Genomic DNA, 20,315 nt, shown 5'->3' on the forward strand with positions numbered 1-20,315 from the left:
CCCAGCCGCTCGGGACCGCAATGAAACCTTGCGCGCCACACGTCACTACGGCCGGGCGTTCTGGAAGCGGTGGACGGGATACCACGCCCGCAGCCGCGCTGAGGCCAAGATGCGCTGCCTCAAGGCCTTCGGCGAGCGGATCGCCGCGAGAGACCCAGACCGCCAAACCGCCGAAATCCACATCCGCGTCGCACTCATCAACCGCTTCAATGCCCTCGGCACCGCCGAGATCGTCCGCGTGACCTGAGCCAGAAGGGGAAAGGAGAAGTCACGCCTCAAGCCGCCTTTCTGCAACAATGCCGCGCAGTTGCGTGTTTCGCGAGACGAAGGAAGTTGTCGCGGGCGAGTGCTACCGTCCCATCGAAGGTGCCGAAGTCGCCCGACTGATAGCTGACGCCTCGATGATGGTGGATTGTGATCCCCTCAGGGCTGAACTCGATGCGGCTTTCGGTGTTGGAAAAGCGGCGGATCACCTTATTCAGGTGAGGCAAATGCCAGTTGATTGGATGGGATGGCTCATCCATCGTACTTTCGGTGATCTCGACTCGCTTCTCGGCATTCTGCCAATACTCCGGGTTTCTCTCGCCTACGAGCGCGTCGGTATTCCAACTGCCATCGCGGACGAGGAACGAGCGAGCGGGAAACGAACCGGCGAACCCCGTCAGCCCTTGCTTACAGATGACGTTTAGCCACGTCCGATCCTGCGCGACGAAATGCGTCGGCACTATGCCGTCAATGCTATGCTCGAAAAAGTAAGTAGAGGACGGGTTAAGGCCGACGACATAGCGCGGCGTCAGGTGGACGACCGCGAACGTCCGCGTGTGGCGAGGGGTCTGGTCGATGAAGTCGAACGCCCGGACAAGCGCCGCGCCGAGAGCGGGCGACACGTCAATCCATTCTGGTTCGACGGGCGGCTGTGGCATCTTGGCCGTGGTGAAGGCGATCTCGTGCATCGGCCATGATATGCGGCCTCGCCGCCGCGATGGGCCAGCGAAAGTTTCCCTAAAATTTGGGGGCGCCAGCTAAGTCGTTGCCGTAACGCAATTCTTTCCGAGAACGGGGCTTTTCGGAGCGCGCAACACCGATCAGGATGACGTGGGGTCTTGCGCACGACATACCAAATGTAGCGTGGGCGTTTAAACGAGCCGGCACATTTGGTAGCCGAAGAATCAGATCAGCGGACCCCGTTCCGGTTCCCCGGCGGCGGGCCTCGGCCTCGCGTTCTTCAAGCACTTCGCGCCACATCTCGTAAGTCGATGCGACCATCTGTTCGAGTTCGTCGAGCGTGTAGAGATCGACGCCTTCATCCGTGAACAAGCGCGCCGCACGACGGTCGCCATCAGGATCAGCGAACCGCACGATGCCGAGGCGCACATCAGCAAAGTCCTCGTCAGCCGCTCGAATGCGCTCGTGCATCATGGAGAAGGCGAACCGACGTCCATCAGCAGTCAAGCCACGGGCGCGGCGAGGTTCAATGAAGATTGCATGTGCCTGTTCGTCGATAGCGAGGATCATGGGCAGCCAGAATGTCACCTTGCGACCGACGCCCATCGAAAGAGGAAAGAACTCCTGCTTCCGACCCATGACACGGCCAGACGCCGCAAAGTCGTGAAGGCCGCGCGCGACCCGCTTGTTGTGAACGCGCTCGACTTCGGACCGGCACCGCTTGTCCAATTTCGCCTCGATCACCGACCACGAAGTCGGCGGGGCGGAACCGAAAGCAAGCCCCGGCTGAATGTTGAAGATGTCGTCAAAACAGGACCGCAACGGGTTGTAGGAAAACGGCGGACGCCCGCCCTTCATCTGCTCCAAGCTCTTGCGCTTCATGTCGTCGGGCTGAGGCGCAATCCGAGCAAGGTCGATGTCAGGCAATAGGCGTATCGTCACTGGGCGGTTCTCCTGCGCGAGGACTAGCGTTGAGGGACACCTTGTGGTGTTGGAATCGGTCTAGGATCACATTATCCGGTATCCGCATTCCAAAAGCGACGTCCGTTCTCGCTTTGTCCACCACGAAGGACCACGGCGAGTCCTTTGCATGGGAAAGGTCAACAAGCCGTCCAGCAGACATTGGCCCGAAATGGCGCACCACGTCAGAAACGAGATCGACGACAGCCATGTCATCAGGTTTCGGCAGATCGCGGGTCTTGCCTGTCAACGGGTCTTGCTTCACCGCGCGAACAACAATCGGTTCGGAACCATTCTGCTTGAAAGCGCGATAGACGGCAGGATGCACAGGGCCGTATTGCCACGCCTCGAAGTAGCCCGAGACAAGTGGCCCTTTGCCCTTCTTTAGGTGAATGCCGTGGGCGAAGTAGAGCAACTTCTGGAGCGCGAGGTTGCTGATCTTAATGCCGCGCCGATCCGCCTCGTCAAGCATGAGGTTCGCTATCGCTCTTGGATCGTATGGGCTCATCGCCTCATTCTCGCAGCCTCATGTTCTCATTTTGTTCGCGCGTATAATGCACGAAGTTAGGGTGATTTGGCAAGGAGGAGAGTGGTGCCCCATGACGGACTCGAACCGCCGACCTTGTCCTTACGAAGGACCTGCTCTACCAGCTGAGCTAATGGGGCATCCTGATGGTCCGAGATACCTGCGGCCTGTGATCTTTGCAAGACAGTACATCAGTCTTGCAAGACCCTTTTAAACTCGTTCCTTGTTTCCGCCTAACGTCTTGGTCTTCCGCCGATATTTACCGCATCAGCCGCGCATTACGAAGCAGTTGTTCTGCCAGCTGAGCTATTTGGGCCGCGCGGGGGGTCGTTTAACCGCCAAAGCTGGTGCGCGCAAGCCGGAATCATCGCAAGATGTCGCCCCGGTCGGCCTTGCAAAATGACCCGGCGGATCCGGGAGGTGATCCGCCGGGCCGGGGTCGCGTCGGTCCAGGACTGTCAGGCCGGCACGGGCGCTTGCGCCGCACGCGACAACCAGGCGGCGTAATCGACGGGGCGTCCATTCTTGCCGAAAATCGTGACGCTGACCGCGTGGCCGGTGCCTTCGATCAGCACGCGATCACCGTCGTAGCTGACGAAGCGCATGCTGACCGGCTCGGGGTAGGTCAGCATCTGTTCTTGCAGGATGGTCACCGCCATCCGTTCCCCCAGACGCAGGCTTTCATAATAGTCGGTGTAAAAATGCACCCCCGCCATGTCGCGCCCGATCGCGATGTTCGCCGCCAGCTTGTCCAGTTCGCCCTGGATCGTCAGGCGGGTCTGATCTGTCGCATCGACGAGCTTTGTGCCGCTGCGGTCGAAATCGACCTTGGCGCCGTCTGCCACGACGTTGGGTTCGACCGAGCAGCCAAGCCCGACGCTGTCCATCAGCCGTTCCGTCCAGCCGTCCGGCGTGGTGAACATCTCGAAGAACGCCTTGAGCACGGTGACGCAGGCTCCGGCGACGGTGGCATGCCCGGCACCATAGGACGGATGCATCGGAGACCCTTCGATAAAGGCCATGGGCAGGAGGTGGCTCAGCGCGGCCTCATGGCCGAGACCGGTGAGTGGATAGCTGCCATCCCGCGCCGCATGGGTCGCAAGCTGTGCGGCGTTGTGGGCCGCGACGGGCGCCATAAGCCCGGCCTTGTCCAGGTTCAGGTACATCGTGCGAAGCTGGGCCCGCATCGCGGTCGTAAGCTTGCCGGGCGCTCCGCTTGCGACCTTGTCCACCATCGCCGCCAGCCGCTCGGGGCGTCCGCGGCGGTGGATGTTGAATTTCTGCCGCCGCACCGCCTTGAGGGCGCGCGACGACACTTCGGAGATCAGCGCAAGCATGTGCGGGCCGCCGAATGTCGCAAAGGCAGCGCGGCTTTTGCCCGTGCCCTCGGGAAAGCCGCTGTCAAACCCCGCGCCCTGAACCAACAGCACAAGCGCCGCGTTCAGATAGGCCTGATACAGCTGGTCGACCCGGACATAAGATGCCAGCTGACGCGGTGTGGTGATGAATCGGCGCCCCGCATCGGCGGTTTGCAAGTCCTTGATGTCGGCCCCCATCTGCACGTCGAACCAGCTGTTGAAATCGACCATATGATCGACGCCGGGGGCAAGGGAGGCGACGCGCTGGTCGATGGTATTCGCCCCATAGGAAATCAGCCCCTCACGGGTCTCCTGCGGGCAGGTGCCGGTCCCGACCAGCAGAAACTGCGACAGGTAGGGGCCGGTTTGGGCGCCCGGGGTCGACCCTCTGAACATGGTCTGCGGCGTGAATGCGCCGGTCTGGTCAAAACGCGCGGCACGGCGGTCGGCCTGGCGCGGGGTCAGGCCATCAAGCACGGTCCGGGCATTCAGAAAGGCCAGGCGGCCAAGGCCCGTGAACGCGGCGTGGGCGGACAGCCCGGCCGGGGCGAACGCCGTGCCGCCGGCGGAAATCTCGGAGAACGGCACGTCGCGCAGCAGTGCAAGCGCATAGACCTCGGCCATCTCGGCGGTCAGCTCCTCCGACCCAAGCGCGGGCGCGGCATCCATCGCGATGTCGGACGCATCGGCACCTTGCAGGTCATAGACATGCCCCGCGCGGGGGCTTTCCCAGGCCCGCACCGTCAGCGGCGCACCGTCGCGCCGGGTACAGCGCCAGCCAAGCGCGTATTCGGGGCGGGGTTTGTAGCTGTAGGGGGTGTTGCCGCCCGGCGCGAGGCCTGCCTGCGGCCCCAGCGGCACATCGAACGCATGGGGCAGGCCGGGCCTGTCGGGTTCGGTGATCGCGGTGACGAAGGCATGAAATGCCTTGGGGTCGACGAACCCGTCGCTGTCATGGGGCAGCCCTTTGGTGAAGCTCAGCGGCCAGACTTCGGCGTGACGGGTCTCTTCGCCATTTGTCGGGGTCGCTTGGGGCGCGCGGCTTGCGGCGATCAGCGCGGCGGTTTCGCGGATTTCGCAGGATTTGAGATGCCGGTCGCCGGTCGCGGCGGGGCGCGCAAGGTATTCGTAATCTCTGAAGTCGTCCATGGTCCTCATCCTCGCTGTCGGCCCGATCTGGCAGCGTTTCGGGCGTTGATTCGCATCCGTGAACCCATTGGCGGTGAAGGGCGCACGCCAACCGGACGCAAGCCCGGCTTGAAGCCAGCATCGGATGCCGCAGGGGAAACGCGGGGGAACGACACGGGCGCCAAGGGGGAAAAAAGCGGGAAAACCGCCTTTTGTCCGGATTTGCCGGTTTGACATCGCCTTCCCAAGGGTAAACCTTTTGGTAACGATTTGGTCAGGTGTGTAGGGGACGGGAATGAAGCGTGGGACCGGCAGGTACAGGTTGCGCCTTTTTGGCCCGTTCGAACTTGGCACGCCGGGGGGCGAGATCCTGTCGCTGGGCCGCAAGGCGCAGGCGCTGATCGCCATACTTGCCATCCACCGCGGCCGCGCGGTGCCACGGGGGCGGCTTCAGGATCTGCTCTGGTCGCTGAGCGGGCCGGCACACGGGCGCGACAGCCTCAAGAAATGCCTGCGCCAGCTGCGCGAGGCGCTCGGCGAAGACCTGCTGGTGATGCGCGCCGACGGCGTGGCCCTGCGCACCGACGCGCTGGCCTGCGACCTGGACGCAGCCGAAGACGGCGCGATGTTCCTGGAAGGGCTGGAGGTCTGCGATCCCGAATTCGACGACTGGCTGCGCGACATGCGTGTCCGGCTGACCGCATGCCCCCGACCGGCCCGGAAGGAAAGCGCCCCGGATCGCGCCCGGCTCCGGATCGCGGTCGGCCCGCCGCGCACCCTGCCACAGGATCTGGCGGCCGAGATGGCGGCCGGCTTTCTGCTGGGGCGGCTGGTCACGCTGCTGTCGCAGAACGATCTTGTCGAAGTCAGCGATCTGCGCGCCGCCGATCTTCAAAGCCTCGGTGGGGCGGATGTGCGCCTGGCCAGCCGCGCGATGACGTCCGACGGGCAGACCTGCCTGCAACTGGCGCTGATCGGTGTGGCGGGGGGCGAGGTGATCTGGTCCGGCGAACTGGTGCTGGCCGCCGATGCGGTGGGCCGCCGCGATGTGCTGGCGGGCACCGTCGCCCGGCTGGCGGGCGAGATCGAACGCGCCGCCTGTCGCCATGACCACGGCGCCAATGCCGAAACCCGTGTCGCGTCGCGCCTGATGCTGGACGGGATCGAACGCCTGTTCCGGCTGGGACCGCAGAACACCGCCATCGCGGTGGACCGGTTCCGCAGCGCCATCGCCGTCGAACCGCGAGGCAGTTTTCAGGCCTGGCTGGCCTTTACCGCCGCGTTCCGGCTTGAGCAGAGCAAGGGGCGCGACGCGCCTGCGCTGCGCGAAGAGGTGGTCGAGCTGACCGCGCAGGCGCTGGAAGCCGCGCCGGACAATCCGCTTGTGCGCTCGCTTCTGGCGCATGCGAACGGCTTTGTGCTGCGCGATTTCGACCGCGCCAACCGGCTGCTCGCTCCGCTTTCGGGCAGCGATCCGGCCACGCCGATCTATCATTTCGCACTGTCGATGCTGCGCTTTTACGAAGGCCGCCTTGACGAGGCGTACGCCGCTGCCGCCACGGCCCGAAGGCGGGGCGACAACCATCCCTATGCCTATGCCTTTTCGACCGGGCTGTGCATGATCGACCTGTGCCGGGGCGATGCCGGCCGCGCGGTTGTCCATGGGCGCGAGGCGCGCGGACTGATGCCGGTCCTCGGGCGCCCCTACGAGCCGACGCTGCGCTATCTCACGGCGGCCTATGCCCAGTCGGGTCAGTTGCCCGAGGCCCGCCAAAGCTGGGACGAGCTGTGCGGCATCGACCTCGGGAACTGCGCCGAAAACCTGCGCGACCAGGACTTTCCCGTGCCCGCCGAACATGCGCGCGCAGCACTCGGGCGCAGCTTTCGCGCGCTGGGCGCGGCCGTGACCTGAACCGAAAGGAAGTTATGTGCCGATACCGATTCCGCCCCATCCGCTTGCCGGGTTCGGCCCTGCGTCCGGGCTGCGTCTTGGCAAGCAGGGCGACATTTTCGAACCGATCCCCGCCGCGGAACCCGCCGCGCCGATGAGCTTTGCCTTTGCGCGCATCGCCACCGTTGCGACGGTGAAAAGCGCCACGAGTCTGGGCGGCGCACGGGCGCAAGCCCAGGCACAAGCCCAGGCACAGGCGCAAGCCCAGGCACAGGCGCAAGCGCCGGGGGCGGGCGGGGGCTTTCCCGATCAGGTGCTGTCGACCTGGATCGATCTGCGCGAACTGGCGCTGCTGGGCGACCGCATCGCGCCGGGCGTGGCCCCGCCCGAAATCCTGCCCGCCGGGCGCGCCTTTCCGTTCGAAGCGATCCACCTTCCGCCCCCTCCCGGCGCCGACGAGTCCGCCGCCGAAATCGAGACCCTGCGCGGCTACCAGCGCGACCTGCGCAAGGACCGCGACCGGAGGGATGAAATCGCCCGGCAGGTCACCGCCAACCACCCCGTTGACGTGCTGCGCCCGCTCGGCATCGACGGGCTGGGCGGGTACGACAACACGGTTCGGCTGGTCCGCACCATTTTGCAAATGGCCGAGCGCATCGGCTACATCTACAAGGCGCGCTTTGCCCGACCGCGCCCCTCGGCGCTGGATCCGACGTTGCGGCCCTTTCTGGCCAACCCGCCGCACGCGGCCTATCCGAGCAATCATTCCTTTCAGAACTTTTCGGTTGCCGAAGTGCTGAACCGCGCCCTTCCCGAACTGCCTGCCACGACCGAACTGTTTCATGTGGCGCGCCGCATCGGCGAAAACCGCGAATACGCCGGGCTGCATTACCCGTCCGACACAAACGCGGGCGAAATGCTGGCGCGGCAGGTGGCACCCTATCTGCTTTATGTCTGCCGGTCGGGGATTCGCGCGGCCTTGCAGGAATGGAACTGAGGATGACGCGATGACCGATACCCGCGGATGCGGCGAGCATTTCCTGTGGCACCTTGAACGGATCGGCGCGCTGAGCGCCACAGGCCCCGACACATACGAGCCAAGCGATGCCTGGGTGTCGCTGCTGGATGGCGCGCAGCCCGTCAGGATCGCGCTGATCGACAATGGTGCCGTACTTGACCATCCCAACCTTCAGGAAAGCGGCCGGCCCTGCCTGCACCAGCCCATCGAATTTGCCGCCCATGCGCAGGGCACCCTGTACGAAGACGACCCCGATCTTGCGGTGCCGCGGTTCGTTCGGCTGGCCGAGGCGCTGGCCGGGATTGGCGTGCCCGACCCGGCCACGTTCTTTGATCGCCCGCTGACCCCCGCGCTGAAGGCAGCGATCGACGGCTATCTTGCGCCGGGCACGCTGGTCCCGGCCCGGATCGACCTGCCCGCCCCGTCGCAGCGGTTTGCCGCGCATGGCACCTGTTGCGCCGGTCTGCTGGCAGGGCGGCCCGAACCGGAGGACTGCGCGCATCGCAGCCCGGTGACGCTGCCGTATTTCGGGGTGAATCCGGGTGCGCAGGTGATCCCCATCGCTACCGTCTACAGCCACGCCTATTGGCCGCTGGTCATGGCGTTGCTGTATGCCATCGACTGTGGGGCGGATGTGATCCTGATGCCGCGCGCCGCCGAGAACATGCTGGACCCCGACGATTATCTTGCCGAATGGGGCGAAGGCACGCCGCCCCGGCCCAGGGTGGGCGAGGACGCCGATCCGCGCGGAAACGGCAATTTCCTGGACGCGGCGCGCTATGCCGACAAGGCCCTGTTCGAAGATCTGCTCATCAAGATCGCGGCGCATGTGCCGGTGATCCTTGCGGCGGGCAACAGCGGGCGCAGCACGCTGGAATACCCCGCCTCGCTGGCCGCGCCGGGAAATGCGCTGATCACCGTGGGCGCTGTGAACAGCCACGGCCATGTGGCAAGCTATTCATCGGGGCAGGCAAGCGGCCCGACCGTGTTCGCGCCCTCGGACGACGGCGAGGAGATCTCGGCCACTCATATGCGCCATTTCGACCTGTCGTGGCGGGCGCGGCGGCTGGACCTGTCCGCCTTTGACGGCAGCGACGGACGTGAAAACCTATATTCGCCCTATGGCGTGCTCAGCACCGACATACCTGGGCAATACGGCTACGACTCCGCGTCGAGGATGGATCTGGACCTGTCCGAAGGGCGGCTGCCGGCGGGCACGGTTGCCGATCGCACCCGACCCGAAACCCTGCCACGGGCGCTTTATACTCTGTTCGGAGGCACTTCGGCGGCGTCGGCCATTGTGGCCGGAATGGTGTCGCTGATCCGCGGAACGCCGGCAGGGCAGGGCATGACCGGCGCGGCGGTCAAGGCGCTGCTGGGGTCGGCCCCCGCCGCCGCGACGACAGAGACAAGGTCCGTGCGGATAAGCGATCTGGAAAGCGCGATGGGCCTACCGAACCGGCGGTCAGCCCGGCTGAACCAGCCCCGCCGCGCGCAGCAGCGCCATGACGTCCACTTCGGGTCGCGGCCCCATGTGGCCGATGACCTCGGACGCGGCAACGACGCCCATGCGCGCGGCGGATTGCAAGTCGGCCCCGGTCGCTAGGCCATACAGGAACCCGGCGGCGAACTGGTCGCCCGCGCCGGTGGCATCGACCGGGGTGACCTTGGTGACCGGCACGTCGATACGCTCGCCGTCATGCATGACCGTCACGCCGTCGCCCGACCTGGTGCAGACCACGAGCGGACAAACCGCCGCCACGCGCGCGAGATCCTTGTCGAGATGGTCGTCCTGATACAGCGACCTGATCTCGGCCTCGTTGCCGATGACGTAGTCCATTTCATTGGCGATCAGGCGCAGGAAATCGTCGCGGTGACGTTCGACGCAAAAGGGATCTGAAATTGCGATTCCGGCCATGCCGCCCGCAGCGCGGCAACCGCGGGCCATGCGGGTGAACGCCTCTTTTCCCTTGGGCTTGTCGAAAAGATAGCCTTCGAGGAACACGATTTCGGCTTGGGACGCGATGTCTTCGGACACGTCGTCGGGGCCAAGTTCGGCGGAAATGCCAAGGTAGGTGTTCATCGACCGCTCGCCATCGGGCGACACGAAGATCATGCTCCGCGAGGTCGGCAAGTCGTTGCCCGCAATCGGAGGGTTGACGAAATCGGTACCGTCATCCGTCAGACCCTTGGCATAGAACCGCCCCAGCGCGTCGTCGCGCACGCGCCCGACAAACCCCGTGCGCAGCCCCAGCTTGCCCAGGCCCGCCAGCGTGTTGGCCACCGATCCGCCTGGCGCCTGCACGCGATCCGACATCGCGCCGTACAGCTGTTCGGCCCGTTCGCGTTCGACCAGCTGCATGATGCCCTTTTCGATGCCCATGTGGTCGAGAAAGCTGTCGTCGGCGCGGGTCAGCACGTCGACGATGGCGTTGCCGATACCGACAACCGCGTATTTCTTGGTGGGGTGGGACAGGGTCATAGGGTCTTTTCCTCGTACTGGCAAAGGTCACGGATCAGGCAGGCCGGGCATTTGGGCTTGCGCGCGACACAGGTATACCGCCCGTGCAGGATCAGCCAATGGTGGGCATGATGCTGGAAATCCACGGGAATGTTGTCTTCGAGGGCGCGCTCGGTGGCGACCACGTCCTTGCCGGGGCAAATGCCGCTGCGGTTGCCGACGCGAAAGATATGCGTGTCGACCGCCTGCGCCGGGTAATGCCACCACATGTTCAGCACCACATTGGCGGTCTTGCGCCCGACACCCGGCAGCGATTGAAGGGCGGCGCGCGAACAGGGCACCTCGCCGCCGTATTGATCGTGCAGGATCTGGCTAAGCTTGATGACGTTCCTGGCCTTGTTGCGAAACAGGCCGATGGTCTTGATATGGTCGGTGACCCCCTCGACCCCAAGCGCAAGCATCTTTTCCGGCGTGTCGGCGATTTCGAACAGTCGGGCGGTGGCCTTGTTGACGCCTGCGTCCGTCGCCTGCGCCGACAGCGCCACGGCGACCACCAGCGTGAATGCGTTAACGTGATGCAGTTCGCCCCTGGGTTCGGGTTCCGCCGCCTGAAAGCGGGCAAAGATTTCCCGCAGCGTATGATAGTCGAGCTGTTTGGCCATGCTTGGGCATATGCAGGGCAATCCGCGCCCCGGCAAGCGATTTGCAGCGGGAATTGACGCGAGCCCGCCATGATGCACAGCTTTGGATTGAAGTCGGGTACCGTGCATTTCCGAATGGTGACATTATCCGCAGGTTGACCCCGGGAGTTTTTCGCCCGGCATTTCTTGCACACTTCAATTTGCCGAGAAATTTCATACGGAAATTTCATGCGGAATGAAGAGGCCGGCCGCGCCGCGACCCGGTTTCCGCGAAAGCGCAGGAACCGGGTCGCGGCGCGGCGTTTCGCGCGCTATTGCTGCTCCGTGAACAACCAGCGGAACAGCCATGCAACAGCACGCACAGGGGTATCATTTCGATTTCATGCGCCGCGCCATCGAAGAAGTGGACGCCGCGGGCCCTGGGGTCACGCTGGACGAGCTGTCGATGCGGATGAACATGAGCCCGGCGCATTTCCAGCGGGTGTTTTCGCGTTGGGCCGGGGTGTCCCCGAAACGGTTTCAGCAATATCTGGCGCTGGGACACGCCAAGGCGCTGCTGGATTCGCGCTTTACCACCCTGGATACCGCGTATGAGACAGGGTTGTCTGGCACGGGGCGCCTGCACGACCTGTTCCTGCGCTGGGACGCGATGAGCCCCGGCGATTACGCGCGCGGCGGCGCGGGGCTGGTGATCCACTGGGGCTGGTTCGACAGCCCGTTCGGTCCGGCGCTGATGATGGGCACCGACAAGGGCCTGTGCGGCATCGCCTTTTCCGCCGAATCCGGCGAGGTCGAGGCGATGCGCGACCTGACCGCCCGCTGGCCCGGTGCGACCTATGTCGAAGACCCCGACGCGCTTGCGGACTGGTCCGCCGCCGCCTTCGGCCAGACCGGGGGCACGGTGCCGCTTTACCTGATCGGCGCACCGTTCCAGATCAAGGTCTGGGAGGCGCTGATGCGCATCCCGTCAGGCCATGTCACCACCTATTCGGAAATCGCCAAGGCCATCGGCACCCCCCGCGCGGTGCGGGCCGTGGGCACCGCCGTCGGGCGCAACCCGGTGTCGCTGCTGATTCCCTGTCACCGGGCGTTGCGCAAATCCGGCGGCCTTGGGGGGTATCACTGGGGTCTGCCGGTCAAGCGCGCGATTCTGGCATGGGAATCCGCACGGCTTGAGGCCTGAGATCTGCCCGCGCGATATCGCTCGTGCGCAAACTCCCGCCGATGTGATCGGATAACCATGCTTGGCGCGCTATGAGTTGAGGCTATAACCCGATGCAGATCCCCGCAGGGGCGCATCCTAGTAAAAAGGCCAGACTCATGATCCGGGCAACGACCCCTCTCTTTCTTTCGCTCGCCGCCGCGATGACGCTTGGCGCCTGTGCCGACGGCCAGGCGTTCAACGCGAACAATCCCAACACCAACACCAACCGCGGCGTCGTGATCGGCGCGCTGGGTGGCGCGGCCGCGGGTCGGCTTATCGGTGGCAACAACGATGACCGGCTCAAGAACACCCTGGCGGGCGCTGCCGCCGGTGCGATTGCCGGCGGTGTGATCGGCAATAATCTCGACAAGCAGGAAGCGGCGCTGCGCCAGCAGCTCGGGAACAACGTCGGGATCAACAACACCGGCGACCGGCTGATCGTCACGTTGCCCCAGGACATCCTGTTCGCGACCGACAGCGCCTCGCTGCGCCCGGATCTGCGCGCCGACATCCACACCGTGGGCCGCTCGTTGCTGGAATACCCCAACACCACCGTCCAGGTCATTGGTCACACCGACAGCGACGGCGACGCAGCCTATAACCAAAGCCTGTCGCAGCGCCGCGCCCAGACCGTCGCCTCGGTGCTGATGTCCGAAGGCGTGCCGTCCTACCGCGTCCAGTCCATCGGCCGGGGCGAGGATCAGCCCATCGCGTCGAACCTGACCGCGCAGGGCAAGCAGCAGAACCGCCGGGTGGAAATCGTCATCCTTCCCAACGCCGGCTAAGCCTTACACCAGTTGGACGCGCCACGGCCCACCCGCGGCGCGTCCTGCCGTTCTGACCCCTGCAACGATTTGGCGCAAAGTTGTTTTGTGACAGGGGGACGCCATGACCGGCTCTCATGAAATCCGCCGTGGCGTCATCATGGATCCCGGACCGCACCGCTCGCGGCCCTTGGCAGGCCCGAGCGTCTGATCGCTGGCGATGTGCTGCCGCCCTTGTTTCATCAGATCCACTTTTGGGAATCGCTGCCACCCGCCCGGCTCGGTCGCAACGGCCATCCCGCGACCGGCGCCGGGATGGAATATCACGGCCCGCTGCTGGCGCGGCCGCTTCTGCCGATGGGCGCGGCGTCAACGGCCGACTGTGCCTTGAGGCCGGGTCGGGGGGGCCTGACAGCGCGGTGCGCATAAACGAAAACCCCGGCGCGGGGCCGGGGTTTTGACGTGAACGTAAGAGCCTCAGCAGCCGGTGCCGTGCAGCACCACGCGAATGGTCCTGGCCAGCACCGACAGATCGGCGCGCAAGGACAGCTTGCGCAGGTAATCGGTGTCAAAGTCCGCCCGCTCGGCAAAGCTCGACTCGTTGCGAACGGAAATCTGCCAGAACCCGGTGATGCCGGGGCGCAGCGCGTAATAGGCGGTGCCCGGATACAGTTCCTGCTGCGATGTCATCATCGGGCGCGGACCAACCAGGCTCATGTCGCCGCGCAGCACGTTCCAGAGCTGCGGCAGTTCATCCAGCGACGTCTTGCGGATGATACGGCCGACTCGGGTTATCCGGGGGTCATTGCGCAGCTTCTGATTGCGGTTCCATTCCCGGCGGGCGTCGGGATCGGCGCGCAGATGCGCCTCAAGGCGGCTTTCGGCGTCAGCCACCATCGAACGCAGCTTCCACATGTGAAAGACCCGACCGTGACGGCCGACCCGCTTTTGCAAAAAGAACGGTGACTTTCCGTCCAGCGCGATCAGCAACGCCAGAACCAGTGTCACGATCACCACGGGGAAGGCCCCCATAAGAACGATCAAAACATCAAGCGTGCGCTTGCCAAGTTTGCTGTAGCTCAGGGCGCCAGGGGCCTTGAGCAGCGTATTTTCAATAAGTTTGTCAAACTCGGTCGAGGGGACCGGCTGCCGAATATGAAGAGTCAACGTGACCTCCCAGAGGTTCTTGCATCGACGGGAAATGGACAGAAACTGCAATTCAAATGCTATCTTCGGCGCACCATCCCCTTACGCCGGTCATGCCGGACGCTCGGGGCAACCATTTAACGGGCTGGGGATTACCGGTTCAAAGCACCGGTTCAGGATCGCAGCAAACTTGCCAAATACTCCCAAGTGAAAGCACCAGCCCCCAGGTGCCATTTCGTTACTGAACTGTGTGACCGGAATGTGTTTTTTCGATCAACATTTATGTTTATGCGTATGATCTCACCTTCGGTCAACACGCGGTTTTGCCCACATCTTTTGGTTGATTTGCCTCGAACGGTCGGCGCGCGCGCGTGGGCACAACCAAACCGCGACCGTCGCCGGATCGGGGCGTATCGTGGGCTGACGTGGCCTCGAACCCAGGATCTTGCTGGGAAACAATTCCCTGCTCGTAACGCATAAAACTATGCTGCGTTGCGGAAAATATAGGGTTTCGCGGCGCTGATTGTCCCCGTTTCGGGCTGCGGCGGCGGGGGACTTCGGGCGCTATCATCTCCCGGCGGAAACAATGGCATGGGAGAAAATCTGCGCCCTCGTGACGCTGGCGAGCGGCATTCGCACAGGCGCGGCGGCGTAAGTCAGCGCCGAGCGGACACGCCTAGGACGAGTAACATTGATCACGAAATGTTACAGTCCAAAATGAAGCGTGAAATGCTGTGCCCAAGTCATGACCATCCCTCGCCCAATTCCAGCCCCATTTGGTCCGAATCGGGTCACATTCAGGCGTTGGTTGCGGCAAATGAGGCATGGTTTCCCGTGCCTTTCGCCGGCTTTCGGTTGCAAGCGGCGCGACGCTCGCCTATCTCGGGAAAGCTTCAGGAGACCGGCGGGAATGGCCAATCATCTGTACCGGCAAGACCTGCCCGACGGGCTGTCGCTTGGCGCCGTGGTCGCGATCGACTGCGAGACCATGGGATTGCATCCGCAACGTGACCGGCTGTGCGTGGTGCAGCTGTCGGCGGGTGACGGGCACGCGCATCTTGTGCAGATCGAACGCGGCCAGACCGACGCACCAAACCTGTCCCGCCTGCTGGCCGATCCCGATGTGCTCAAGCTGTTCCATTACGGGCGGTTCGACATCGCGGCGATGTATCACGCGTTCGGCACGCTGGCGCAGCCGGTGTGGTGTACCAAGATCGCAAGCCGCCTCGTGCGCACCTATACCGACCGCCACGGGCTGCGGAACCTGTCGCAGGAATTGCTGGGCGTCGACATGTCGAAGCAGCAGCAATCCAGCGACTGGGGCGCGCCCGATCTGACCCGCGCGCAGATCGACTATGCCGCGTCGGACGTGCTGCACCTGCACCGGCTGCGCGCGGCGCTGATGGTGATGCTCGACCGCGAAGGCCGCACCGACCTGGCGCAGTCGTGCTTTGATTTCCTTCCCTCGCGGGCGCGTCTCGATCTTGAAGGCTGGGCGGAAACCGACATTTTCGCGCATAGCTGAACGATGGCGCGGCGGGGTGATTCATATACGCGGCTGATCGGGTGGTTGAAACTGGCGTTGCCGCTGATGGCGCTGGCGATGTTGTCGACCATATTCCTGCTGCCGCGCCGCAGCGAGCCGGTGAACACCTTGCCGGTGCATGCGGGCGATACGCCGGGCGCTGCCCGCGAGCAGATTGTCGCGCCGCTGTACACCGGTACCACGGCAGGCGGTGACCGGCTGAGCTTTACCGCCGACACGGTCGAGCCATTGTCGGACGGTCTGCAACAAATCCTGGCGCACAGCCTCGTGGCGCGGCTTGACCTGACCGACGGCAGCCGCATCGGCCTGCGCGCGCAGACGGCCACGATTGACGACGCGAACAGATCGGCGGACCTGCAAGGCGCCGTCCGGATCGACAGTTCCACGGGATATGTCATCGACACCGAGCGCCTGCGGAGCGCCATCGACCGCATCTCGGCCGAGACCCTTGCCCCGGTCAGCGGCACCGGGCCGGCGGGGACGTTCACCGCCGGAAAGCTGACGATCCGATCGGATGAAACCACCGGCGACGTGCAACTGCTTTTCACCGGCGGCGTAAACCTGATATACGACCCGCAAGATCCATGAAGGACGAGCCGATGTACCGCATTCTGACTGCTGCCATATTCATTGCCCTCGCGGCGCCGGCGTCGGCGCAGGGCACCAGCGTCGCGTTCGGTGGCATGAGCCAGGATACAGACGCCCCGGTCGAGGTCAGCGCCGACCAGCTTGCGGTGAACCAGTCCGACGGCACCGCGCTGTATACCGGCAACGTGGTCATCGGGCAGGGCGAGATGCGCCTCGCCGCGCCGCGCGTGCTGATTTTCTATACCGAAGATGAAAGCCGCATCGACCGCATGGAAGCCTCGGGCGGCGTGACCCTTGTGAGCGGCGAAGAAGCCGCCGAGGCCGAGCGCGCGGTTTACAGCATCGACGCAGGCACCATCTTGATGACCGGCAACGTGCTGCTGACCCAGGGGAGCAGCGCGCTGACGTCCGAGCGCATGATCGTCAATCTGGATGATGGCACGGCGCAGATGACCGGGCGCGTGCGTACCGTGATCGGCAATTCCTCTGACGAGACCGGGCAGTAACGCAGTGGCGCGCCCCGAATTGTCCGTGACCGAGGGCGCCAGCGGCCTTCGGGTCGAGCACCTGCGCAAGAGTTACCGCAAGCGCGTGGTGATCCGCGACGTGACGCTCAGGCTTGACCGGGGCGAAGTGGTGGCGTTGCTCGGGCCGAACGGATCTGGCAAGACCACGACGTTTTACGCGGTGGCGGGGCTTGTCAATCCCGAAAGCGGGCAGGTCACCATTGACGGGCGCGACGCCACCTGGCTGCCGATGTACCGCCGTGCCCGGCTTGGCATCGGTTATCTGCCGCAGGAAATGTCGATCTTTCGCGGGCTTTCGGTGGAGGACAACATCGGTTCTGTGCTGGACATCGCCGAAACCGACGTGACGCGCCGCCGGGAACGGCTCGAAGAGCTGCTGGGCGAATTCTCCATCGAACACCTGCGCCGCGCCCCCGCGCTGGCGCTGTCGGGCGGTGAACGGCGCCGTGTCGAAATCGCCCGCTGCCTTGCCGCCAATCCCCGCTATCTGTTGCTGGACGAACCCTTTGCCGGGGTCGACCCGATCAGCGTCGGCGACATCCGCCACCTTGTCGCTGACCTCAAGACGCGTGGCATCGGCGTGCTGATCACCGATCACAATGTCCGCGAAACGCTGGAGATCGTCGACCGCGCCTACATCCTGCACGATGGCAAGGTCATGATGTCCGGCACCCCCGCCGAAGTGGTGCAAAACGAAAACGTGCGCCGGGTTTACCTGGGCGAAGATTTCCGCTTTGGCTGATCGCGTCTGCAATGCGGCGTGAACCGGGTGTTCAGCCTGTGCGCGGTCTTTACCCGGTGTCTTGCGACAGATCATTGACACTAAGCCCGAGTCTGGCGTCAAATCGGAACATGACGCATCGTCGTTTTGCACGCACTGCCACTGCTACCCCTGAGAAAAGGGAAGGCCGGGCATTGACTGCAACCGCCTTGCGTCTTTCATGATCCGCCCCATGTGAATGATCCGCAACCAGCGGGCAGGGTGTCGGGTCCAAAGAAGAGAAGGAACAAAAATGCGCTATCAGATCACGGGTAAGCAGATCGACATCGGCGAGGCGCTTCAGACGCATGTGAAGAACGAGCTCGTTCCGGTGATGCAGAAGTATTCCGCAAGGGCCACCGATGCGCAGATCACCTTTTCCAAGAGCGCGCATGAATACATATGCGAGGTGACAGCGCATCTGTCGACCGGTCTGAACGCGTCGGCCAAGGGCAAGGCAACCGAAATCTATGCCGCTTTCGACGATTGCGTCGAAAAGATCGACAAGCAGCTGCGCCGCTACAAGCGTCGCCTGAAAGACCACCACAAGGATCGCGTCGAGCCCGTTGAACTCTTCGGCGCGTCCTCGTATATCCTCGCCGGTGAAGCCGAGTCGCATGATGAGGAACCGGACTCGCTGCAGCCCATCATCGTCGCCGAAATGGAGACGAAGATCCCCTCGCTGACGGTGGGCGAAGCCGTGATGCAGATGGAACTGGCCGGTGCCCCCGTGCTTGTTTTCCGCAACGAGAAAAAAGATGGCGTGAACGTCGTGTATCGCCGCGACGACGGCAACATCGGCTGGATCGATCCCTAAGAGATCGACGCAGGCCGTGGCCATCGCGCCCCCGAGCAGCCAGTGAAAGGCGGTCTATGACCTTTCTGGAACTTCTGAGTCCGCAAGCGGTCAAGGTGGTCGCGGCCGCCAGCAGCAAGAAACGGTTGATGCACGACATCGCCGAGCTGGCCGAAACCGCTTACGGGCTTCAGGCGCCCCGCGTCGTCGAGGCGTTGATGGAACGCGAAAGTCTTGGGCCGACCGGCGTGGGGCATGGCGTCGCCTTGCCCCACGCCCGCCTGCATGGCGTCGATGAGGTGCGCGGCGTCTTCATCTTGCTGGAAAAGCCTGTGGAATTTGAATCCGTCGACCGACAGCCGGTCGACGTGATCCTCGCGCTGTTCGCGCCCGAGGACGCGGGGGTCGAACATCTCAAGGCGCTGGCGCTGGTGTCGAGGACCCTGCGCGATGGTGCGCTTTGCACCAAATTGCGCGCCAACCCCGACCCGGCCACGCTGCACACGATCCTCACCGAAGACCGCTCGTCGCAGGCCGCCTGAACCGGCGCCGGGCCTTTGTTCCGGCCAGAAATATCCCGAAGACAGGGCCGCGATGCCAACGGGGGCGGGGCTGCCTTCAGTCACGACATCCAGTCGCCAAATCCGAACATCAGGTAGTCGCGCGCATAGGCGTCGCGCGCCGCGGCTTCCAGACGATCGTCATAGATCTCGGCCAGGGCATAGGGCGCACGGACCGGCAGCTTGATCGGATCGGGCGGCTTCGCGTGCCCGACCTGAAGCGCCAGCGCGGGCAGATAGGCTGCCATCTCGTCTTCGCGCACCACCATGTCCGGCAGGGTCATTTCCGACATCCCCTGAATCACATGGCCCTGGCTCGCCCAGTGACCGTCGATCCGGACCGAGGTCTGTCCCGCGAGGTTGGCCTTGAGAAACGTCAAAAACGCCTCGAACGCCGCGCGGTGAGCCGAAACGGTGTAGTCCGCACCCGGTTCCCCTTCGGGGATGGGCAGGTCGTGGGCGCGGCGCAATGTCTTGCGAATGCCCGCATAGCTGCCCGGCCCGGTGGTCAGCACCTTTGAACAGAACGCATCGTGCGCCCGTGCCAGGGGATGGCGGATCACGGTAAAGCTGCGATGCCCGGGGTGATCACGTTTCCACTGGCGCAGGGTCTTCTGGCTGAAATCCCTCGCCAGCGCGCCAGCGTCCACGCCATCAAGCGCACACAGCCAGCGGGTCACCGCATCGGCCGGGCCGGACCGGATCGGCATGTATAGCAGGGGGGTTCGCGCGCCGCCCAGATAGGCCGGCACCTGCGGGCCACGACGCGGTTCGAAATTCGGCGTGCGCGTCAGGTTGAACCGGTCCAGCCGCGCCAGGGATGTCGCCATTTCATCGAAGTTTGACACCTTCTCGGCCAGCGGCTCGGGGTTTTGCCGCTTCAGCGAGGTGTTGAGACTGTCCAGGCGCGCGTGTACCCCAAGCCATTGTGCCAGCCCGTTCATCACCGCGACGTCCTGAAGGTCGTCATACCCGACGTAGAACGCTGTTTGCCCCGACACCTGCAAGGCGTTCATCAGCGTGACCTGAAACGCTTGCAGCGCATCGAGATGGGCCTCGAATTCAGCGGCGTCGAAACGCGCCTTGGAATCCTTGCGCCGGGACACGTTGGTCAGCTTCCACTGCCCGGTGGATTGGGCGATTTTCCAGCTGACGTAGCTGTCGACGGGGTTTCGCGTCAGCACGATCTTGGCGCAACGCTCGTCCGCCAGAATTTCCGGCAGAACGCGCGGGTCGTGGTCATGAAAGAACCGGAATCCCCCAAGACCGTCCGACCGCCTTTCGCGAATGCGGTCGAGCAGCACCAGCGGGTCGCGGTCGCGCATCTCTTGCGTGACGCCCAGAACATCCGCCGCCGTGGGGTAACCGATGAAATGCGGATTGAACGCCTCGCCCAGACAGGTCAGCCCGTCAAAGGCATTGATGTTCGCCTCAAGAAAATTGGAGCCCGTGCGCATTTCGGCAAAGACCACGAAACAGTCGTAACGGTCAGTCAT

General features: G+C 64.2%; 18 protein-coding genes, 1 tRNA gene and 2 pseudogenes. 12 read left to right on the top strand and 9 right to left on the bottom strand.

Annotated features, from left to right (window positions below; genetic code table 11):
* Positions 1-247, top strand: a pseudogene (locus tag ATI53_RS16080) (IS5/IS1182 family transposase); the annotation flags it as partial.
* Positions 248-275: 28 nt separating this feature from the next.
* Here ATI53_RS16080 and ATI53_RS16085 read toward each other — a convergent pair.
* The 5 genes from ATI53_RS16085 to ATI53_RS16105 form a co-directional block, all read right to left on the bottom strand.
* A complete protein-coding gene (locus ATI53_RS16085) occupies positions 276-953 on the bottom strand; it encodes a hypothetical protein (RefSeq protein WP_111550850.1) in 678 nt (225 codons plus the stop codon).
* A 49-nt stretch (positions 954-1,002) separates the two neighbouring features.
* Entirely contained in the window at positions 1,003-1,887 is an 885-nt protein-coding gene (socB, locus tag ATI53_RS16090) for a type VI toxin-antitoxin system SocB family DNA replication inhibitor toxin (RefSeq protein WP_240778612.1), read from the bottom strand.
* On the bottom strand, positions 1,865-2,377 hold the full coding sequence (socA, locus tag ATI53_RS16095; RefSeq protein ID WP_223865992.1) for a type VI toxin-antitoxin system SocA family antitoxin: 513 nt from the start codon (positions 2,375-2,377) through the stop codon (positions 1,865-1,867). The genes socB and socA overlap by 23 nt, the downstream gene beginning before the upstream one ends.
* Before the next feature lie 118 nt (positions 2,378-2,495).
* Positions 2,496-2,571 (bottom strand) — tRNA-Thr (locus tag ATI53_RS16100).
* A gap of 318 nt (positions 2,572-2,889) precedes the next feature.
* A complete protein-coding gene (locus tag ATI53_RS16105; protein ID WP_111550851.1) occupies positions 2,890-4,938 on the bottom strand; it encodes a phosphatase PAP2 family protein in 2,049 nt (682 codons plus the stop codon).
* Between the two features lie 274 nt (positions 4,939-5,212).
* On the opposite strand from ATI53_RS16105, the gene ATI53_RS16110 reads away from it, so the two are divergent.
* The 3 genes and pseudogenes from ATI53_RS16110 to ATI53_RS24000 all read left to right on the top strand — a co-directional run.
* A complete protein-coding gene (locus ATI53_RS16110) occupies positions 5,213-6,829 on the top strand; it encodes an AfsR/SARP family transcriptional regulator (protein WP_111550852.1) in 1,617 nt (538 codons plus the stop codon).
* A gap of 16 nt (positions 6,830-6,845) precedes the next feature.
* A complete protein-coding gene (locus tag ATI53_RS16115) occupies positions 6,846-7,805 on the top strand; it encodes a phosphatase PAP2 family protein (protein WP_111550853.1) in 960 nt (319 codons plus the stop codon).
* A gap of 10 nt (positions 7,806-7,815) precedes the next feature.
* Positions 7,816-9,195: pseudogene (locus tag ATI53_RS24000) on the top strand (S8 family serine peptidase); the annotation flags it as partial.
* A gap of 96 nt (positions 9,196-9,291) precedes the next feature.
* On the opposite strand, the gene ATI53_RS16125 reads toward ATI53_RS24000, so the two are convergent.
* Together ATI53_RS16125 and nth are read right to left on the bottom strand one after the other, a co-directional pair.
* Positions 9,292-10,308, bottom strand: coding sequence for an adenosine kinase (locus ATI53_RS16125; protein ID WP_111550855.1), 1,017 nt, complete (start codon positions 10,306-10,308; stop codon positions 9,292-9,294).
* Positions 10,305-10,949, bottom strand: a complete 645-nt coding sequence (gene nth / locus ATI53_RS16130; protein ID WP_111550856.1) for an endonuclease III — start codon at positions 10,947-10,949, stop codon at positions 10,305-10,307. The genes ATI53_RS16125 and nth overlap by 4 nt, the downstream gene beginning before the upstream one ends.
* Before the next feature lie 325 nt (positions 10,950-11,274).
* On the opposite strand from nth, the gene ATI53_RS16135 reads away from it, so the two are divergent.
* Together ATI53_RS16135 and ATI53_RS16140 are read left to right on the top strand one after the other, a co-directional pair.
* A complete protein-coding gene (locus ATI53_RS16135) occupies positions 11,275-12,111 on the top strand; it encodes a methylated-DNA--[protein]-cysteine S-methyltransferase (protein ID WP_009505870.1) in 837 nt (278 codons plus the stop codon).
* A gap of 137 nt (positions 12,112-12,248) precedes the next feature.
* On the top strand, positions 12,249-12,917 hold the full coding sequence (locus tag ATI53_RS16140) for a YiaD family glycine zipper/OmpA-like lipoprotein (protein WP_009505869.1): 669 nt from the start codon (positions 12,249-12,251) through the stop codon (positions 12,915-12,917).
* A gap of 456 nt (positions 12,918-13,373) precedes the next feature.
* On the opposite strand, the gene ATI53_RS16150 is transcribed toward ATI53_RS16140, so the two are convergent.
* Positions 13,374-14,063 carry a sugar transferase gene (locus ATI53_RS16150; RefSeq protein ID WP_111550857.1) on the bottom strand — a complete coding sequence of 230 codons (690 nt, stop codon included), beginning with the start codon at positions 14,061-14,063 and terminating at the stop codon, positions 13,374-13,376.
* Between the two features lie 889 nt (positions 14,064-14,952).
* Here ATI53_RS16150 and ATI53_RS16155 point away from each other — a divergent pair.
* From ATI53_RS16155 to ATI53_RS16180, 6 genes are all read left to right on the top strand, one after another.
* Complete coding sequence (locus ATI53_RS16155) at positions 14,953-15,567, top strand: ribonuclease D (RefSeq protein ID WP_111550858.1); 615 nt, start codon at positions 14,953-14,955, stop codon at positions 15,565-15,567.
* Positions 15,568-15,570: 3 nt separating this feature from the next.
* Positions 15,571-16,176 (top strand): LPS export ABC transporter periplasmic protein LptC, encoded by a 606-nt coding sequence (lptC, locus tag ATI53_RS16160; protein WP_009505865.1) that lies wholly within the window; start codon positions 15,571-15,573, stop codon positions 16,174-16,176.
* An 11-nt stretch (positions 16,177-16,187) separates the two neighbouring features.
* Entirely contained in the window at positions 16,188-16,682 is a 495-nt protein-coding gene (locus ATI53_RS16165; RefSeq protein WP_009505864.1) for an LptA/OstA family protein, read from the top strand.
* A 4-nt stretch (positions 16,683-16,686) separates the two neighbouring features.
* Positions 16,687-17,445, top strand: coding sequence for an LPS export ABC transporter ATP-binding protein (lptB, locus tag ATI53_RS16170; RefSeq protein ID WP_009505863.1), 759 nt, complete (start codon positions 16,687-16,689; stop codon positions 17,443-17,445).
* Positions 17,446-17,716: 271 nt separating this feature from the next.
* Positions 17,717-18,280, top strand: coding sequence for a ribosome hibernation-promoting factor, HPF/YfiA family (gene hpf, locus ATI53_RS16175; protein ID WP_009505862.1), 564 nt, complete (start codon positions 17,717-17,719; stop codon positions 18,278-18,280).
* Between the two features lie 56 nt (positions 18,281-18,336).
* Positions 18,337-18,801, top strand: a complete 465-nt coding sequence (locus ATI53_RS16180; protein ID WP_009505861.1) for a PTS sugar transporter subunit IIA — start codon at positions 18,337-18,339, stop codon at positions 18,799-18,801.
* A gap of 80 nt (positions 18,802-18,881) precedes the next feature.
* Here ATI53_RS16180 and ATI53_RS16185 read toward each other — a convergent pair whose 3' ends face one another.
* Entirely contained in the window at positions 18,882-20,315 is a 1,434-nt protein-coding gene (locus ATI53_RS16185) for a nodulation protein NodH (RefSeq protein WP_009505860.1), read from the bottom strand.

It is taken from the genome of Salipiger aestuarii, assembly GCF_003259905.1.
Classification (GTDB): domain Bacteria; phylum Pseudomonadota; class Alphaproteobacteria; order Rhodobacterales; family Rhodobacteraceae; genus Salipiger; species Salipiger aestuarii.

What these genes read in the sequence shown, in the direction of transcription:
- ATI53_RS16085 (WP_111550850.1), bottom strand. Translation starts at nt 953, where the DNA reads ATGCACGAGATCGCCTTCACCACGGCCAAGATGCCACAGCCGCCCGTC.
- socA (WP_223865992.1), bottom strand. Translation starts at nt 2,377, where the DNA reads ATGCTTGACGAGGCGGATCGGCGCGGCATTAAGATCAGCAACCTCGCG.
- ATI53_RS16105 (WP_111550851.1), bottom strand. Translation starts at nt 4,938, where the DNA reads ATGGACGACTTCAGAGATTACGAATACCTTGCGCGCCCCGCCGCGACC.
- ATI53_RS16110 (WP_111550852.1), top strand. Translation starts at nt 5,213, where the DNA reads ATGAAGCGTGGGACCGGCAGGTACAGGTTGCGCCTTTTTGGCCCGTTC.
- ATI53_RS16125 (WP_111550855.1), bottom strand. Translation starts at nt 10,308, where the DNA reads ATGACCCTGTCCCACCCCACCAAGAAATACGCGGTTGTCGGTATCGGC.
- nth (WP_111550856.1), bottom strand. Translation starts at nt 10,949, where the DNA reads ATGGCCAAACAGCTCGACTATCATACGCTGCGGGAAATCTTTGCCCGC.
- ATI53_RS16135 (WP_009505870.1), top strand. Translation starts at nt 11,275, where the DNA reads ATGCAACAGCACGCACAGGGGTATCATTTCGATTTCATGCGCCGCGCC.
- ATI53_RS16140 (WP_009505869.1), top strand. Translation starts at nt 12,249, where the DNA reads ATGATCCGGGCAACGACCCCTCTCTTTCTTTCGCTCGCCGCCGCGATG.
- ATI53_RS16155 (WP_111550858.1), top strand. Translation starts at nt 14,953, where the DNA reads ATGGCCAATCATCTGTACCGGCAAGACCTGCCCGACGGGCTGTCGCTT.
- lptC (WP_009505865.1), top strand. Translation starts at nt 15,571, where the DNA reads ATGGCGCGGCGGGGTGATTCATATACGCGGCTGATCGGGTGGTTGAAA.
- ATI53_RS16165 (WP_009505864.1), top strand. Translation starts at nt 16,188, where the DNA reads ATGTACCGCATTCTGACTGCTGCCATATTCATTGCCCTCGCGGCGCCG.
- hpf (WP_009505862.1), top strand. Translation starts at nt 17,717, where the DNA reads ATGCGCTATCAGATCACGGGTAAGCAGATCGACATCGGCGAGGCGCTT.
- ATI53_RS16180 (WP_009505861.1), top strand. Translation starts at nt 18,337, where the DNA reads ATGACCTTTCTGGAACTTCTGAGTCCGCAAGCGGTCAAGGTGGTCGCG.
- ATI53_RS16185 (WP_009505860.1), bottom strand. Translation starts at nt 20,315, where the DNA reads ATGACTGACCGTTACGACTGTTTCGTGGTCTTTGCCGAAATGCGCACG.